A 15,525-nucleotide genomic window follows, 5' to 3' on the forward strand; every position below is an offset into this window, starting at 1 on the left:
TGCCCAAGAACATCTCCCGCCGACCTACTACCCAAGCCACCGCTACTCGCGGCCCGCGGCGGATGCTGGTTCCGAGTACCCGGAGTGACGGGCCCGGACGGTGAGCTGCACGTCGGCGTCGAACAGGACTTCCGGCCCGCTACGAAGGCGCACCCCGCCTTCATCGTCGACATCGACGCCACCGCAGCCGCAGTGACCGCCGCGGGCCACCCCGTGAACTGGCCCGACCCCGCCGAGATCCCCGGCCGCCGCAGGTTCCACACGATCGACGGCGTGGGCAACCGACTGGAATTCCTCGCCGCCGACCACTAGATCGTGAGCGGAGCGGCGGGCGGGAAGGTGACCGGGAGTTCCGCCAGGGCTCGGTGGAACGGTCCGGGGCGCCAGGTGGGGGTGTCGTCGGGGAGGTCGAGGCGCAGGTCGGGGAGGGCGTCGAGGAGTTGGTCGATGGCGTCCTGGGCGATCAGGTACGCCAGGGACTGAGCGGGGCAGGCGTGCGGGCCGACGCCCCAGGCCAGGTGGGCGCGGTTGCCGAGGAGTTCGCCGTTGCGCACGGCGGGGTCGTTGTTGCAGGCGGCCATGCTGATCACGACGGGCTGGTGGGCGGGTAGCCAGACGTCGTCGATCAGGATCGGCTGACGCGGGTAGGTGATCAGCAGGTTCGCCAGCGGCGGGTCGTTGAACAGCACTTCGTCCAAGGCGTCGCGCGAGGACAGGTTGCCGCCGAGCACGCTGCCGCCGAAACGTTCATCACTGAGCACCAGCAGCAGGGTGTTGGCGATCAGGTTGAGCTGGAATTCGATTCCGGTGCCGTAGACCTGCGAGACGTGGTGCGACACCTCCACGTCGTCGAGCGCGGATTCGTGTTGCAGCAGCGCGGAGGTGATGTCGTTGCCGGGCTCGGCGCGTTTGTAGGTCACCAACTTCATCAGCGCCTCACCGAGCAGCTGATTGCCCTTCTCGGCGTCGACTCCTTCGAGCAACGCCGCCGTGCCCGCCGCGACCTGCTGGCCGATCTCGGCTGGGCAGCCGAGCAGGAAGTTCACCACTTCGAAGACCAGCGGGAACACATATTGGCGGATCAGATCCGCCTGCCCGTCGGCGCAGAACGTGTTGATCAGCGGAACAGCGATGTTCTCCACGACGCCGTTGAGCGCATACAGATCGACATTGTCGATGCCGGCGGTGATGGCCTGGCGATAGCGCACGAAATCGGCCCCCGAACTGCGGCTTGCCATCGGCCGCCATTCCAGCAGCGGAAGAATCGGGCAGTCGGCCGGGACGTTCTTCTGCCACGCCCGCGGATCGGCGGGAAAATGCTCGGGATCGTTGAGGATGCGCACCGCGGTGCTGTATCCGATCACCAAGGTGGCGGGAACCTCGGGCGCCAGTTCGACCGGCGCCAAAGATCCGTAGCGGCCGCGCATTTCGCGGTAGTGCCGATGCGGGTCGGCGGCGAACTCGGCCGAGTGCAGCGGCACGCGGGGGCCGAGGGTGAGCGTCGGCGATCCGTGGGCCACCGGGCACGAGGTGACCTGCGCCCAAGGGGTGGAGGTAGTCACGCGGGAACTCCAGACTGTTCGGATTCGGTCAGACGCCGAGGGCATCCAATGAGTCGTGATCGTCCAATGCGGTGGTGATGCGTTCGAGCAGGGTCAAGCAGGTTTCGACGGACTGCATCTTGGGCTGGTAGGCGGCGCGGCCGATGGTGAAAGCCCATGCCGCGTAAGCGAACATGGACTGCTGCCGATAGGCGAGCCACGCCTCGTCGAACGAGGGCGCCGATCCACGGACCCGGGCGAGTTCATCCAGATAGGCCGCCAGCAGATCGCGATCCCATGTCCGCCGGTCCTCGGGCTCGCAGCCCGAGTTCACGGTGTAGGCGAAATCGTGTGCCCAGCCGCCGCGCATCACGACCTGCCAGTCCACGAATCCCATTCGCCCGTCGCCGGTGACGTAGGTCTGCCCGATATGCGGATCACCGTGCAGCAGCGTCGGGGGAAGCTCGTCGGTGGCCAGCTCGATCGCCCGCTCGACGCCCGCCCACAGCCGTTCGCTCTGGCCGCGCAGGGATTCGGGGATCACTTCCCCGGCCCGTTCCAGCCCGATCGCGCAGCGCTTCTTCATATCGATCGCGGCGAGATAGGCCTGGAGCATATAGCTCGGGTTGTTGAGGACCGCGATCGACGGATGCTCCCAGAACGTGCCGTGCAGGCGCGCGAGATTACGCACCAGATCTTCCATCTGGGTCTTGCTCACCGAGGTGGTCGGTTCCACGAACACGGCACCGCGGGTGGTGGCGATGTCTTCCATCAGCGCGATGGAACGCCACGACGATTCGTCGGCGGCGCCCCAGTATCCGACCGGCGCCTCCATCTCGACCTCGGGCCGGAAGTCGCGGAAGAAGCGGGTCTCGCCGGTGATCATCTTGCCGCCGCCGAGCAGAATGCGCTGGCTGAAAGCCGTGGTCGTCTTGGCGAACAGTGCCGTCGGCAGCCCGGCCTGCTCGCCCGCTTCGTTGTATTCGACCGCGATCGCGACTCGGGTCGAGGTGCCCCGGCTGCCGTTGGAGGTCGCACAGGAGATGACTTCGGCGCCGGGGACATCACGGCACAGCACCGCCGTCAGCCAGGCCGGTGTGATCGTTTCCCCGGATACCGGAACGTCGTCGATGGTTCGCGCCTTCGGCCGGACCACCTTCTCCCCCAAGATATGTCCGCCCACCGCGACCGATCGCCCGAGCAGCCATAGCTTGTGGTTCATTCGCTTGCCTCGATTTCCGAATCATGACGAACTGGTACGAGCGGCCTGCTTCGAATGCACTGGCCCAGACGACAGTACGCGAGACGAACGAAAAATATGGACTGACAACGTATTAAGACTGACCGGCCTGTTTTGTTACCGGTCGCCGATCGCCGGCCGAGCAGGCCGCGCCGGACCCCTCAGAACCGGTCGATCCCGGCGACGAGCGTCGCGATTCCCGACACCAGCAGCCCGGCCATCAGCAGCGTCGCACCCAGCCAGACGCTGACGATCATCCGGTTCGGCCGCTGCGGTTCGCGGCCGAGCACCGAGAGGAAGAAGCCGAGCGGCATCAGGATCGCGGCGACCAGCACGGCGATCGCGCCGCCATCGGCCCAGCTGCGGCTCGCACCCGTCGCGTTGCCGAGGACGGCGAGCAGCAGGCCGAGCACGACCAGCACCCCGGCATGCGCGTGGCCGGCGCGGAAGAAGGATTTCTGCAGATCGTTGGTGGGGTGGGCGCCGGTGAAGACGCGCAGTAGGAACGTGCCGCCGAAGGCGATGGTGACCACCGAGAGGATGGTCGCCCCGAGCACGATGCTCATGAACGGCGAGATCAGCGAGGTATCCATGACTGCTTCCTGGCGTCGTAGATCCGATTGGATAGTGTAGCTACCCAATAATGGATAGCTACACTATCCAATGTCAAGGGTGACTCGGAGGAGGACAGACGCGATGCTGATGTCGGAGCTTGCGGCCCGCACCGGAGTGCCGGTGCCGACGATCAAGTACTACCTGCGCGAGGGTGTGCTCATGCCGGGCCGCGCCACCAGCGCCACCCGTGCCGAGTACGGAGAACCGCACGTCAAACGGATCGCGTTGGTGAAGGCACTGTCCGGGCACGGCTTAGCGCTGGCGAAGATCAAGACGATCGTCGGCCTGATCGATGCCCCGGAGGAATCCCTGCTCACCGCCCTCGGCGCCGCCACCTCCGCACTCCCGCCATCACCCGAATCCGGTACCGACACCGAATTGCCGCGCGCCCGAGCCGCATTCGCCATCCTCGGCCGTCCGCTACCCGCCGACCTCCCCGCCGCCGCCCAACTCGAACAAGCCCTCGCCGACGCCGAAGCCGCAGGCCTGCCCATGACCGAGGACCGCCTGCGCGCCTACGCCCCCCACATCACCGCCATCGCCGCCTACGAAATCGACCGCATGCCGCTGGACTCCCCCGCCGCCGCCATCGAATACTCCGTACTCGGCACCGTCCTCTACGAACCCATCCTCGCCGCCCTGCGCCGCATCACCCACGTCGAACTCACCGCCCAGCGCCTCGCCGACTTCGGTCCGGACGCGTAGTTCCGGCCTTCCCACACTCGGGCCACGCGTATCGCAGTGAACCGCTGCCGCGAAGAAGCCCGCCCGTCGAACAGCTGCTCGACGGGCGGGCTCACCTCGGTGCAATTCGAGGAAGGGTGCGCTCAGCTGGTCCAGATGCGCACGGACATATCGCTGCGGGCCGTGAAGTAGCCCGTACCGCCCGGGTCGACTCGGTGAACGGTGCCCGGGCCCCGGCTGTCACAGGATGTCGTGCCTTGGAAGACGCTGGCTCTCCTATTGGTTTTGTTGGTGAATTCGACGACCTGCGTCGAGGCGCCGCCTGGCATGCGATGACAGCTGCCGTCCTTCGGATCTTTCAGCTCGGTGGTTTGACCGTTCACCCTCCAGATGAAGGTGCCGGTGGCGGCATCGGCGGGGGCGGCAGTCGCGGGCAGGAGTCCGATCGCGGCCGCGGTAGTGGCAAGGACTGCAAGGCCGAGGACGGATCGGCGAGTGCCCGAACGCGAGCCATCGCGAGCACGCTCAGCGCCCGCCGTGGCGAGATCGGCCCGTGAGCGAGCGCGGATGGTTGCCGGACCGATCCTGGACGATAGATCGAGTGGAACCGGATCGCGGTAAGGTGCGTCCTATTCAGTGTCGGTCTTTTCGCACCGAAAGCAGGAGGGGTATGGGTACCGCGAGTAGTGCACACAGAGGGGTCGCGGTCCGCGCGATGCTCGGCGCAATCGCCGCCGTCGGGCTGGTCGCCGGGTGCTCGACGTCGGTGGATGGGGAGCCGGCGGCGCAGGGGCAGAGTGAGACGACGCGGGAACAGACGGTGCAGTGGAATCCGTGCACCGACTTGGCTGATGAGGCGGTGGAAGCGACTCGCGCAAACCCGGCATCGAAGTCGACAGTGACCGACGCTTCGAGTGGACCGGCGGCGTTCCGAATCTGTAGCTGGGACTCAACCGAAGGGCCGTACAAGATAAATGTCGGATCTTCGACGTATTCGCTGGACGATGTCCGCAACAACCCAGATCTCACGGGGTTTCGAGAGGTCGAAGTCGGTACCCGCACGGGTCTGATCAACCAACAGAAATCAGACGAAGACAAACTCCATTGCTGGGTGAACCTCCCATGGGCCAAAGGGATGGTCTATGTGTCCGTGGGCTGGTCCTACAGCAAGCGGACGTCGATCCCACAATCGCCGCCATGTGACCTAGCTGTCGAACACGCCATCGAACTCGATCCCTACCTGCCCAAATGAACCCAGCACGTGCGATGGATCGATAATACACGTAAACCTCGGGAGGGAACGATGACGGAATCACCAGATGGGACCAGCGGCGAACTGACCGGGATGCTCGACCACTGGAAGACGCTGAAAACGCAGGCCGAGAACGGCGAGCTTCGTATGGACCCACAGATAGGCAGTGCGCTGAAAAGCCGCGCAGATACCATGCTTACGGCACTGGACGACATGCTGAACGCAACCACAGAACTCCAGTATGTCTCAGGTTTCGGCAGCCTGCCCTCCGCTCAGGCCCTCCAAGGAAAATTCGCAGCCAAGGCCGTTACCGCAGACGATTCCGCTCAGAATCGAATCAAAGAGAGCATCAACATCGTCACATTGATGAGCGAGACCTATGCCCTCGCGATCCGCCGAATCGAGGAAACAGATCAGTCCACCGCTGGTGTGCTCGGTACGACGGGAGCATAGCGATGGGACTCGACTTCCCCCAGTGGGTAGACCAACTCGGACACGCCGCAGGTCAAGCCCTCGGCCTCGGCGAAGCCGATCAAAACAAGCGCGATGACCAACAGCGCATGAATGATGAAAAGGCCAAGTGGGACGCTGATCGCGCAATAGTCAACAACGAATGGTCAGGGCTGCTCGGCGAGTACGGCAGCGACCAGTTCGACGAACGCGCGATCAAGGTGCTCGACCCATTCGAAACCATGAGCCACGAGGAGATTTATAACGCCGTCAAGGATGTCGACCCCGGTGTTATCAACTCCAAAGCGGATGGTTGGCGCAGCCTTACCAAGAAGGCACGCGATGCAGTCGAAATATTCTCCAAAGGCGTCGAGGAGGACATCACCGCCTACTGGAACGGCCAGTCCGGCACGGCCGCCATCGAAGGAACCCGCGCTTTCGCAACATCTTTCACACAGATCGCCGCGTGTTTCCAAATGGTTGCCCACGGCCTGGACCTGATGGAAGGCCACCTCGCGCAGGCGAAGAACTCCGTCGGCAAACCCGACAACACCACGGTCGGCGACAAGATCATCAACGCGATTCCGTTCCAGAGCGTCATCAAAGGCCCCGAGTACCGGGCGACCGAGGCGCAAGAAAACGCCCGGTTCGTGATGACCACGTACTACCGGCCGGGCGCCGAGGACGTCGACGGCCATACACCGGTCCTCCCCCAGCCCAAGAACCCCGTCGATGACAAGGACGAAGGCTGGAAACCTCCGGTCAACCCGCCCGGCACCTCCGGCTGGCCGCCGGGTGGGGGCGGGAAGAACCCGGGCGAGGAGATCGAGAACGGGGGTGGCGAGAACAACGGCAACGGCGAAGAGTCGAACTCGTCCGACGACACCACGGACGATACGACTCCGCAGTCGACCACTCCCGCCTCCACCACGCCTGCGTCCACCACTCCGGCGAGCACCCAGCTCCCGAACTCGGATCTTCCGCGCGGTACGTCCGGGCTGCCCGGCGGCGTCGGCACCGGTGGGATGGGGTCGGGCGGCGGTCCTGGTGGCGGCGGTGTGCCGTCGACACCCGGGATGGGGCGCAGTGTGCCCGGTGGCGGGGCGAATACGCAGGGTAAGGCGGCGGCGTCGACCGGCGCGGGTGCGGGCTCGGGGCGCAATGGCCGGATGGGGATGCCGGGCATGGGCATGCCTGCCGGACGCGGCGGCGGCAAGGGCGAGGACGACGACGAACACAAGACACCCGACTATTTGATCTACGACCACGGCGATGAATTGCTCGGCAGTCAACCGCCTGCGTTGCCACCGGGTGGAGTGATCGGCGGATGAGCGAATCACGTTGGCGGATGGACGGTTTGATGTTCACCCTGGCGGTGAACGCGTTCGGCCGTGACCGATTGCCGTATCCGATCAAATGGGAGCCGGAGCGCCGCGTCCCGGACGAACCGGTCCCCTATGACGACTATCAGCGGATGCGCAAGGAGGCCGGGCAGCGGCTCGCCGCCATCGCCGATCAGCGCTTGCACCGGGCGATTTCCACGCTGCTCGAACCGGAGGTGCGGGTGGAGGTGCACGGCTTCTTCGGCCAGGATTTCCGGCAGGTCGTGCGCATCCACGCCGGCATCGTCGGCCAGGCGGCCGCGATGGCGGTCCAATTGCCCGGCGCTACACAGGCTTACGGCCGCGATGTGATCCTGTCGATGCTGCCCGCGCCTGCCCTCGCCGGCCAGGTTGTTGCGCATCTACCCAAGTGCGCGGGCGGTAAGTACGAAGGGCTGCGGGCGCGTGGCTCGGATGTGAGTCGCGTCGAGTACGCCAAGCACCCGACCCGTCTGTCGCTCACCGAGAAGATCAACCGCATCGTGCGCCGCCCGCGCTCGGGCCTCGGCGAGATCGGCGTCTACGCCGGCGGCGCGATCGATGGACGCCCCACCCCGGACGTCCGCGGCTTCACCTGGATGGACTACCAGCCCAACGACGGCCGCTACCTCCTGCAACACCACCCACACGACGAATTCACCCTCGCCCCCGCCCCACCCGACGAGATCGTCCGCGCCCTCCAGCACACCATCGACACCACCCGCCGCGCCACCGCCCCTGCGTGGTGAGTCCCTCGACGAGGGGGCATGAGGCCGGCGACCTGCCGCAATCGTCCGGCCCATGTCCCCTTCCCCGCGCAAGGACAGGCGGCACCGCAACGTTGTGGGACGCCTGCGATTATCGCGGCGCCGCACAGGACGAACTCGACGGTGCCACCCGCGCCCAAGCTCATCGCCGACGTCCGCCGACTCCGTTCGCGGGCGTCGGCACGGAGGCGTCCGCGCACTGCGCTGGGTGCGAGCGGTGGGGCTCGAATGACCTCCGGCGGTTCGGGGCGGGTCATCCCGTGAATCGCACGGTTACTTGTCCTGCTGGCGGCGGACCATTTCGTTGATCCAGATGGGTGCGTAGGGCGAGGTGCAGCCGGGGGAGGTCGGGTAGTCCTTCAGAACCTCGAGGCGTTCGCCGATGGCGAGTGCTCGGGGGCGGTGGTCGGGGTTGGTGATGCCGATGTGGGCGAGACAGGTGTTCATCGACCATTGGAGGCGGTCGGGGGCCGCTTTCATGTGCGCTTCGATGAGGTCGAGCAGTTCGGTGAGGTCGAGGCCCTCGGGGTTCTTTACCACGCGGTCGGCGGTGAGCGCCCAGCCCGCGCTCGCGACCAGCGGGTCGGGGTCGGCGAACCAGGTGCGGCGCAGCTCTTCGGCGTGCGGGTTCTTCTTCACCACGTAGTTGATCAGCCAGTCCTGGACCTTGGGTGCGGTGGCCTGGCGCATCATGGCGTCGAGCTCGTCGCGGACGAAGGCCTTCGGGCGGCAGATCAGCAGAGACAGCAGTCGCGCCGCGGTGTCGCCGGTGTTCCAGAGTTCGCGGGCGAGATCGTGCTGGGTCTTCAGCCGTTTGGCAATCGCGCGCAGCTTGGTGAGGTTGACGCCGTGGCCGTCACCGTGCTTCTCGTTCACCGCCCGCATCTTCGGGTCGTCCAGCGCGGCCAGCTCGGCCAGCACCTGCGACACCGTCGTCTCGGTCGACATCGTCTCGGCCACGGCGAAACCTCCTGTCCGGCATCTGAGAGCTTCAGGCTACGACGGCAGGCGCCCGATCGCCGGTGATCGACGGCAAACCCGGCAGCCGCCCACGCCTCGGATATCCAGCGATTTCCCACTGTGGGGAATCTTTGCGCCCGGGCGCGGTGCAGGATCTTGACGGATCATGTATCGGCATTCCATTACCGCCGCTACGTGGTCGCTGGATTGTTTCTCGGAAGGAAAACTACAAAGATGCGCGTGTTCCACTATGGAGCCAGGTTGGGCCTTGCCGTAGCGGCAATTCTCACTGGATCGCTCAGCCTGGCCGCTCCCGCGAACGCCGCGACGCCGGCCTCCGTATGCGGAGGCGGAAGCTACCGAGTCATCGACACCCACGACCTGGGCAGTCTCGCCACCATCTACCTGCTCTACAACGGCCGGACCAATTGCGTCGTCACCTGGAAGAACGCCTATGTCGGAACCAAGACCCCCACGAGGGCCATGGTCGCGATCTGGGGACAGCCCAGCAGCCACCGGCAGGACTACGACCACTACGCGTATTACGCCGGCCCGGTGAAGGTGGATGCCCCCGGCAAATGCATCGCGTGGGGCGGTAGCGCACTCCGGCCCGGCGACATCACATCAGGAGGCGGAATCCATTGGGACTCGCCGTCGCCGAGCCACTGCGGTTGATTCCGCACTCCCGGTCCCTCGAACGCATAGAAAGCGCGTTCGTCGACGACGAGCGCGAACTACTCCTGGGACCGCCGGAAGATCCATCGGCAAACGATCGCCCGCCCATGTTCGGCGGTTGATCTTCTTCAGAAAGAATATGAGCAATGCGTGTGATCAAGAACGGAGCCCGGCTGGGCTTGGCCATCGCAGCGATCCTCACCGGATCGCTGAGCATGGCCGCGCCTGCAAACGCCGCGACTCCGGCTTCGGTCTGCGGTAGCGGCTACCGCGTCATCGACACCCACGACCTGGGCAGTCTGGCCACCATCTACCTGCTCTACAACGGCCGAACCAACTGCGCCGTCACCTGGAAAACCGCCTACATCGGCACCAAAACCCCCGTCGGGGTCGAACTCGGGATCTGGGGGAAGCCCGACTTGGTGCAGAAGGATTCTGGCTGGTTCGCGTACTACGCCGGTCCCGTGAAGGTGGATGCTCCCGGCACATGCATCGGGTGGGGCGGTTTCGCGAGCCGGCCCGACGCAACAGGGCAGGCCGGCTGGCGCTCCCCCGGCCCGAGCCACTGCGGCTGATCCCGTAGGCCGGGATCACGACGGACACCCCCGCCATCAGGACGGGGGGCGCACCAAAATCCGTCAATGAGACGGCCCGTCGCTCAGCCGTAACAGGCTGGGAGACGGGCCGTTTCGATGGGGGCTGCCGCCGACCACGGTAGGCGGCTCAGCTATGGTCGAGGCCCCCGGACCGGGTGCGGTTCAGAAAGGTATCCCACTCAGACGGCGTGAATACCAGGGCCGGACCGGTGGGATTCTTGGAATCGCGGACCCCGACCCTGCCACGTTCGAGGTGTGCAACCTCGACACAGTCTTGGCCCCCAGCGCTCTTCGTGGATTTGAACCAGTTGGCCGCGCCTAGTTCATCTTTCACGCTCGCACTCTGTCAGTCGCGTTCGAAATGCCCGCGGCGTGCACGCGACAGGAAAGCATCCCACTCAGCAGGCGTGAAGACCAGGGCCGGACCGGTGGGATTCTTGGAATCGCGGACACCTACCTGGCCACGACGGAGGTGAGCGACTTCGACGCAGTCGTTCCCACCTGCGCTGCGGCTCGATTTGAACCAGCGTGCATCACTTAGGTCAACGCTCACGTTCGAACTCCTTTGCTTTCGCCCGCAGCAGGTGCTTGCTGCCAACGGTGTCTACCGCTACATCTTGCATGGCCCTGAACGCCTTTCGATAGCGCTCGACCGAATCTGGCCGGTCGTAGTAGAGGTTGCCCGTGTAGGACTCCACGTACACGGTTGCCGGTTCGCGTGATGACGGATTGAAGTCGAGAACGGTAAACGGTCCAGTCGCCATACCTGTCGGTACGCCAACCGCAAACGGAAGTATCCGCACAGCGACGTTTGGTGGCAGGTCCGCAAGGTGCCGGAGTTGACTGGCCATCGTCTTGCGCCCACCCACAACTCGATTCAGCACTGCCTCGTCCAGGATCAGCGACACTCTCACTGGGTTGCGCTTCCTGGTGATGATCCGCTGTCGACCCATCCGCACTTTCATGCGTCGATCCAGCTCGTCTGCTCCGCCGTCAGGGAAGTACGCCACATCGAGAGCCCTTGCGTACCCAGCAGTTTGGAATAGGCCGCTGATCATGTCCGGACGGAAGATGGTCAACGCCGTCGCGGCGGCCTCCAACCCCACATACAGTTCAAAGTCCTCCGGGATCAGCTCTCCGTACTCATGCCACCATCCTCCGTTCTTCGACTCTCCTTCAGCCTCCTTGGCGAGTCCCAGCAGCGCCTCCTGCTGCTCCACCTCGTCATACAGCTCGCACAACCCCACGATGTCCGGGATGTGGATTCTCCCGGGATGCCCGGTCTCCAACCGCTGCACCGTCCCGGCTCCGCGCCCGATCTGCCGTGCGGCTTCGGCGATGCTCAGGCCTGCCGCCTGGCGCATTTCGCGCAGGTGCCTGCCCAGTTGACGTCGCGGCACCGTGTTGCCCGATGTGGGCATAGTGATCCCCTCCTGCGAATGGCACCCCTGCCGAGGACCCATTGTGGCCCAATCCTGGACGCGGCACAGGGAAAACGTGCAGATCGGTGCGATCTGCCTATCACCGCAGGTGGAACACCATCGCGGACTGGTTTTCTCGCTTCCGGCATCGGAGTCCGGGCCCGCCGTCACCACGCCCCTGCCGTGGCGGCGCATCCGGCACCGGCCATGGCGGCCGCGCTGGGTGGCGATCCATATCGCCCCGGCCTCCGATGCTCCATACCGGCGAGGAGGCACACTGGGAGATATCAGCGTCCGAGACACACTTCACAGGGAACTTACCCAGGAGTAAGGTCGGTGCATGGCGTGGAAACCTGAGCAGATATCCGATCAGACCGGGCGCACTTTCGTCGTCACCGGAGCCAATGGGGGCCTCGGTGTCGAGACCACGAAGGTGCTGGCCAGCAAGGGCGCGACGGTGGTCATGGCCTGCCGTAATACGGCGAAGGCACAAGAGATCGCCGACCGCATCGACGGCGATGTGAAGGTCGCGCCGCTCGATCTGGCCGATCTGTCGTCGGTGCGCGAATTCGCCGACAACTGCGGCGAATTCGATGTGCTCGTCAATAACGCGGGCCTGATGAACGTGCCGTTCTCGCGCACCAAGGACGGTTTCGAAACCCAGTTCGGCGTCAACCACCTGGGTCACTTCGCCCTCACCGGCCTGGTGCTCGACCGCATCCGGGATCGGGTGGTGTCGCTGGCCAGCATCGCGCACAAGCAGACCCCCAAGCTCTGGATCGACGATCTGAACTACGAGAACCGCCGCTACCAGCGCAATCTCGCCTACGCGCAGTCCAAGCTGGCCAATCTGATGTTCGCCCGCGAACTCCAGCACCGCCTGGAGGCGGCCGGCTCGACCAAGCGCTCCTACGCAGTGCATCCCGGCGTGTCGGCCACCGACCTGTTCGCCCGTACCGAGACCCCGCTCGACCGCATCAGCAAGCCCTTCATCCGGCTCATCGGCCACGCGCCCGCCAAGGCGGCCCACTCCACCCTGTTCGCCGCCACCGACCCCGACGCCGACCCCAACACCTACTGGGGCCCCACCCGCCTCTTCCAATCCCAGGGCCCGGTCGAACCCTCCCCCTCCACCAAACTCTCCAAAAACCGCGACCTCCAACGCCGCCTCTGGGAAGAATCCGAACGCCTAACCGGCATCCACTACAAGTTCTGAAAGCGCTGGCACACAGGCTGTCCGCGCTCACGGCCCTCACAGGTTATGTGACGGGCCGATACGGTGTGTGACAGCTGGACGCCGCCGCCCAGGAGCCGGAGCGGGGCACGGGGTTGGGGCGGTTGAGGGCGGCCAGCCATCGGGTGGGGTGGTCGAGTTCGGACCAGGTCCAGCGCACGACCAGCCAGCCGAGAGCGCGCAGCGCGTCCTCGCGTACCTTCTCCTTGATCACCGTCGTCTCAGGCGACCCGCCTCGGTACTTGACCAGGCCGTCGAACTCACCGATGACGCCCCGTTCCGGGAACAGGAAATCGACCCGACCGACGAACTCTCCCCAGCCGTCGAGGATGGTCGCTTGCAGCTGCGGCGGTGGCAGTCGTGCCTCCCGCATGACGAGTCGGCTCAGCGACTCACCCGGGCTCTCGGCCCGGCCGTCGAACTGCGCGACCGCGCGGCGGGCGGCCGGGCAGCCGCGACTGCCCTTCGCCCGCTCCAACTGGACGGCCAGGCGGTCGGCGGTAGTACGGTCGCGAAGCGCGGCGTCGCCCAGGACGACGGCACGGGCGAGAGGGAGCTTCCGTGCCAGGTCGACGACCGTCCGCTCGACGGACGTCACCCGCAGTCCTTCGACCTCTACGACTTCGTCGGCGTCGAGAGCGGCCGTATGCACCCTCACCTTGGGGCCGGTCCGGGCGCCGGTCCGCCGGTTGCGGGTGACGTGGACCCGGTTCAGCGGTAGGCACCAGATCGGCAAGCCGTGAACGACCGCCGCCGAGATATGGCTGACCACTGCCTCGTCGCTCAGCTCGCGCGTCACCGCCCTCGTCAGCACCAGATGACGCGCCACCTCGCTCATAGCCGTGGCCTGCCCGGCCGGCACGTACTGACCCCGACAGACCCGCTGCCAGGCACGTCCGTAGAGCTCACGGTCGGCAACCCCCTGCGCCAAGGCATCCCGTCGAGAGATCGGTTCCAACGTCCCCACCGCTACGATCCTGGCGCCCCCGATCCCCCACAACAACCACCTCCCCCACCACTGTGGACAACCCCCCGCCTGTGAATAACCGCCCCGCGCCCACCCCGGTGGCCGCGGAGTGATCACACAAGCAGTCTCCCTGTCACATAACGTATGGGGCCCAATTCGGTCGACAAGCTATGTGCTGGCTGCCCGGGGGGCTAACTGGTGTGTTCTAGTGCCTGCTTGATGCGTTTGATGTGCGACTCCCACATGCTGCGGGAGTGGTCGGCTTCCTGCTCGTCGGCGTTGTTGTCCTGGGTGAGAGTCAGGTGGGTGGTGTCGTCGCCGGTCAGTTCGTAGGTGAGGGTGTGGTAGTTCGCCGGGGTGTCCGGCTGGCCGGATAGTGGGCTGTAGTGGGTCAGCTTCAGTAAGCGGCCGGGTTCGGCGGCCAGGATCTCGCCCTTGTCGGTATAGGCGCGGTTCTGGTATTCGCCCTGCCAGACGATCGGGCTGCCGACCTGCCAGTCGGTGCGCACCTCGGCGCCGAACATGAAATCGCGGATCTGCTCCGGGTCGGTCAACGTCGCCCACACCTGCTGCGGCGAGGCATCGATGTCGATCTCGACGGTGGCGGTGAAGCCGGTCATCGCCCTCAACTCCTCTCGCTCGATACTTCGACCGTAGGCCGCGAGCGGGGATGAATCTTGCAGAAAGGCGTCAGACGCCGAAATCGCGCTTGACCTGCTGGGCGTTGCGGTGCTCGACGAAGAACGACAGCAGCGGGATGGTGCCGGCGAGCAGGGTGCCGACGGTGCGGCCGGCGGGCCAGCGCACCTTGACCGCGAGGTCGGCGGTGAAGATCAGGTAGATGAAGTACACCCAGCCATGCACGACGGCGATCCAGCGCGGGGTGTCGACGTCGAACCCGTACTGGGCGATCATCTCGGCGGTGAGCAGCAGCAGCCACAGACCGGTGGTCCAGGCCAGCACGCGGTAGCGCAACAGGGCGCTCTTGATCTTGCCGGTGTTCGCGGGGGCCTTGGCAGGGGTGGCGGGGGTGGCGTCGTCGGTCAGCGTGGTGTCGGTGGAGTTGTCGCTGGCGCTCAACCGGCGCTCCTCTCGGTGTCGCTGGTGTCGAGGCCCGCGGCGCGGACCCGTTCACCGATCTCGTCGGCGTGCAATTGCGCCAGGTACTTGTTGTATTCGGCCAGCGCGGAATCGCTGCCCCGCTCGGGCCCGGCCTTCGGCTGATCGGCCCTGGCCTTCGGCCGCTCGGGCAGGATGCCGGCCGGGATCTCACGCGGCGCGGCCTTCTTCACCTTCGCCGGTTTCGGCGCGGCTTCCGCGGCCGCGGTCTGCTCCTCTTCGGCTTCGCTCTCCAAGCGGACGAACCGGAAGTACGCGAATACCGCGAACGCCGCGAACAGCGGCCACTGCAGCGCATACCCGAGGTTCTGGCCGGTGCCGCTGGACGACTCGAACCGCTCCCACTGCCACCACCCCAGCGCCAGGCACGCCACCGCGGCCACGACCACCAGCGCGATCAGCGCGGGCCGATTATGCCGGGGGCGATGCTGCGCCGAACGGTCGGAAGGAGCGGACACGCTTACCACGGTACCCGTCTACTACAGCGACCGTAGGAGCAGGTGGGCGCTCTCACGCGCGGCCACAGCGCAGAGCTCGGGCGACCACGACGGTCACCGCGGGCAGCAACGGCCGGGAGGGCGAGCAGCGACCGACGCACCGAACCGAGCCGGTACCGCGCGAACGTTCAGCCGGCCACGGCGGT

20 protein-coding genes are annotated in these 15,525 nt (G+C 65.9%); 9 read left to right on the top strand and 11 right to left on the bottom strand.

Annotated features, from left to right (window positions below):
- Positions 1-84: 84 nt before the first annotated feature.
- Positions 85-312 carry a hypothetical protein gene (locus AC5W7N_RS21305; RefSeq protein WP_228816070.1) on the top strand — a complete coding sequence of 76 codons (228 nt, stop codon included), beginning with the start codon at positions 85-87 and terminating at the stop codon, positions 310-312.
- On the opposite strand, the gene AC5W7N_RS21310 is transcribed toward AC5W7N_RS21305, so the two are convergent.
- The 3 genes from AC5W7N_RS21310 to AC5W7N_RS21320 form a co-directional block, all read right to left on the bottom strand.
- A complete protein-coding gene (locus tag AC5W7N_RS21310) occupies positions 309-1,562 on the bottom strand; it encodes a cytochrome P450 (protein WP_163817875.1) in 1,254 nt (417 codons plus the stop codon). The genes AC5W7N_RS21305 and AC5W7N_RS21310 overlap by 4 nt on opposite strands.
- Positions 1,563-1,590: 28 nt before the next feature.
- Positions 1,591-2,763, bottom strand: a complete 1,173-nt coding sequence (locus AC5W7N_RS21315) for an aminoglycoside phosphotransferase family protein (protein ID WP_163817877.1) — start codon at positions 2,761-2,763, stop codon at positions 1,591-1,593.
- Between the two features lie 179 nt (positions 2,764-2,942).
- Entirely contained in the window at positions 2,943-3,374 is a 432-nt protein-coding gene (locus AC5W7N_RS21320) for a hypothetical protein (RefSeq protein ID WP_178128459.1), read from the bottom strand.
- Between the two features lie 103 nt (positions 3,375-3,477).
- On the opposite strand from AC5W7N_RS21320, the gene AC5W7N_RS21325 reads away from it, so the two are divergent.
- The 5 genes from AC5W7N_RS21325 to AC5W7N_RS21345 all read left to right on the top strand — a co-directional run bounded on the left by AC5W7N_RS21325 (position 3,478) and on the right by AC5W7N_RS21345 (position 7,892).
- Positions 3,478-4,101 carry a MerR family transcriptional regulator gene (locus AC5W7N_RS21325; protein ID WP_495922056.1) on the top strand — a complete coding sequence of 208 codons (624 nt, stop codon included), beginning with the start codon at positions 3,478-3,480 and terminating at the stop codon, positions 4,099-4,101.
- A gap of 649 nt (positions 4,102-4,750) precedes the next feature.
- Positions 4,751-5,332, top strand: a complete 582-nt coding sequence (locus AC5W7N_RS21330) for a DUF3558 domain-containing protein (protein WP_495922057.1) — start codon at positions 4,751-4,753, stop codon at positions 5,330-5,332.
- Between the two features lie 51 nt (positions 5,333-5,383).
- Complete coding sequence (locus tag AC5W7N_RS21335) at positions 5,384-5,785, top strand: hypothetical protein (RefSeq protein ID WP_194989932.1); 402 nt, start codon at positions 5,384-5,386, stop codon at positions 5,783-5,785.
- A 2-nt stretch (positions 5,786-5,787) separates the two neighbouring features.
- Entirely contained in the window at positions 5,788-7,113 is a 1,326-nt protein-coding gene (locus AC5W7N_RS21340) for a hypothetical protein (protein ID WP_495922058.1), read from the top strand.
- The gene (locus AC5W7N_RS21345; RefSeq protein ID WP_194989930.1) at positions 7,110-7,892 is read left to right on the top strand and encodes an ESX secretion-associated protein EspG; all 783 of its coding nucleotides are present in this window, start codon (positions 7,110-7,112) and stop codon (positions 7,890-7,892) included. The genes AC5W7N_RS21340 and AC5W7N_RS21345 overlap by 4 nt, the downstream gene beginning before the upstream one ends.
- Positions 7,893-8,183: 291 nt before the next feature.
- Here AC5W7N_RS21345 and AC5W7N_RS21350 read toward each other — a convergent pair whose 3' ends face one another.
- Positions 8,184-8,870 (bottom strand): DNA alkylation repair protein, encoded by a 687-nt coding sequence (locus tag AC5W7N_RS21350; protein WP_495922059.1) that lies wholly within the window; start codon positions 8,868-8,870, stop codon positions 8,184-8,186.
- A gap of 234 nt (positions 8,871-9,104) precedes the next feature.
- Here AC5W7N_RS21350 and AC5W7N_RS21355 point away from each other — a divergent pair, with 234 nt between their 5' ends.
- Both AC5W7N_RS21355 and AC5W7N_RS21360 read left to right on the top strand, forming a co-directional pair.
- A complete protein-coding gene (locus AC5W7N_RS21355) occupies positions 9,105-9,545 on the top strand; it encodes a hypothetical protein (protein ID WP_375139440.1) in 441 nt (146 codons plus the stop codon).
- Between the two features lie 146 nt (positions 9,546-9,691).
- Entirely contained in the window at positions 9,692-10,120 is a 429-nt protein-coding gene (locus tag AC5W7N_RS21360; protein WP_495922060.1) for a hypothetical protein, read from the top strand.
- A 148-nt stretch (positions 10,121-10,268) separates the two neighbouring features.
- Here the strand turns inward: AC5W7N_RS21360 and AC5W7N_RS21365 are convergent, their stop codons facing one another.
- From AC5W7N_RS21365 to AC5W7N_RS21375, 3 genes are read right to left on the bottom strand one after another with little or no spacing between them, the layout of a single operon-like run.
- Complete coding sequence (locus AC5W7N_RS21365; protein ID WP_195021482.1) at positions 10,269-10,475, bottom strand: DUF397 domain-containing protein; 207 nt, start codon at positions 10,473-10,475, stop codon at positions 10,269-10,271.
- A 12-nt stretch (positions 10,476-10,487) separates the two neighbouring features.
- Positions 10,488-10,694: a DUF397 domain-containing protein gene (locus tag AC5W7N_RS21370; protein ID WP_195021483.1), complete on the bottom strand. Its 207-nt coding sequence runs from the start codon at positions 10,692-10,694 to the stop codon at positions 10,488-10,490.
- Entirely contained in the window at positions 10,684-11,562 is an 879-nt protein-coding gene (locus AC5W7N_RS21375; protein WP_195021484.1) for a helix-turn-helix domain-containing protein, read from the bottom strand. Before AC5W7N_RS21375 ends, AC5W7N_RS21370 begins: the two co-directional genes overlap by 11 nt.
- 340 nt (positions 11,563-11,902) lie before the next feature.
- Here AC5W7N_RS21375 and AC5W7N_RS21380 point away from each other — a divergent pair, with 340 nt between their 5' ends.
- A complete protein-coding gene (locus tag AC5W7N_RS21380; protein WP_194989925.1) occupies positions 11,903-12,778 on the top strand; it encodes an oxidoreductase in 876 nt (291 codons plus the stop codon).
- Between the two features lie 43 nt (positions 12,779-12,821).
- On the opposite strand, the gene AC5W7N_RS21385 is transcribed toward AC5W7N_RS21380, so the two are convergent.
- The 4 genes from AC5W7N_RS21385 to AC5W7N_RS21400 all read right to left on the bottom strand — a co-directional run bounded on the left by AC5W7N_RS21385 (position 12,822) and on the right by AC5W7N_RS21400 (position 15,340).
- Positions 12,822-13,763, bottom strand: coding sequence for a hypothetical protein (locus AC5W7N_RS21385; protein WP_195021485.1), 942 nt, complete (start codon positions 13,761-13,763; stop codon positions 12,822-12,824).
- A 191-nt stretch (positions 13,764-13,954) separates the two neighbouring features.
- Positions 13,955-14,383, bottom strand: a complete 429-nt coding sequence (locus AC5W7N_RS21390; protein WP_195021486.1) for an SRPBCC domain-containing protein — start codon at positions 14,381-14,383, stop codon at positions 13,955-13,957.
- 70 nt (positions 14,384-14,453) lie between these two features.
- Positions 14,454-14,810 carry a DUF3817 domain-containing protein gene (locus tag AC5W7N_RS21395; protein WP_495924163.1) on the bottom strand — a complete coding sequence of 119 codons (357 nt, stop codon included), beginning with the start codon at positions 14,808-14,810 and terminating at the stop codon, positions 14,454-14,456.
- A 29-nt stretch (positions 14,811-14,839) separates the two neighbouring features.
- Positions 14,840-15,340, bottom strand: a complete 501-nt coding sequence (locus AC5W7N_RS21400) for a transcriptional regulator (protein ID WP_495922061.1) — start codon at positions 15,338-15,340, stop codon at positions 14,840-14,842.
- Between the last annotated feature and the right edge of the window lie 185 nt (positions 15,341-15,525).

The organism is Nocardia sp. CDC519 (assembly GCF_059509835.1).

Coding starts and splice junctions, on each gene's coding strand:
- AC5W7N_RS21315 (WP_163817877.1), bottom strand. CDS start 2,763: ATGAACCACAAGCTATGGCTGCTCGGGCGATCGGTCGCGGTGGGCGGA.
- AC5W7N_RS21320 (WP_178128459.1), bottom strand. CDS start 3,374: ATGGATACCTCGCTGATCTCGCCGTTCATGAGCATCGTGCTCGGGGCG.
- AC5W7N_RS21325 (WP_495922056.1), top strand. CDS start 3,478: ATGCTGATGTCGGAGCTTGCGGCCCGCACCGGAGTGCCGGTGCCGACG.
- AC5W7N_RS21330 (WP_495922057.1), top strand. CDS start 4,751: ATGGGTACCGCGAGTAGTGCACACAGAGGGGTCGCGGTCCGCGCGATG.
- AC5W7N_RS21335 (WP_194989932.1), top strand. CDS start 5,384: ATGACGGAATCACCAGATGGGACCAGCGGCGAACTGACCGGGATGCTC.
- AC5W7N_RS21340 (WP_495922058.1), top strand. CDS start 5,788: ATGGGACTCGACTTCCCCCAGTGGGTAGACCAACTCGGACACGCCGCA.
- AC5W7N_RS21345 (WP_194989930.1), top strand. CDS start 7,110: ATGAGCGAATCACGTTGGCGGATGGACGGTTTGATGTTCACCCTGGCG.
- AC5W7N_RS21355 (WP_375139440.1), top strand. CDS start 9,105: ATGCGCGTGTTCCACTATGGAGCCAGGTTGGGCCTTGCCGTAGCGGCA.
- AC5W7N_RS21360 (WP_495922060.1), top strand. CDS start 9,692: ATGCGTGTGATCAAGAACGGAGCCCGGCTGGGCTTGGCCATCGCAGCG.
- AC5W7N_RS21375 (WP_195021484.1), bottom strand. CDS start 11,562: ATGCCCACATCGGGCAACACGGTGCCGCGACGTCAACTGGGCAGGCAC.
- AC5W7N_RS21380 (WP_194989925.1), top strand. CDS start 11,903: ATGGCGTGGAAACCTGAGCAGATATCCGATCAGACCGGGCGCACTTTC.
- AC5W7N_RS21390 (WP_195021486.1), bottom strand. CDS start 14,383: ATGACCGGCTTCACCGCCACCGTCGAGATCGACATCGATGCCTCGCCG.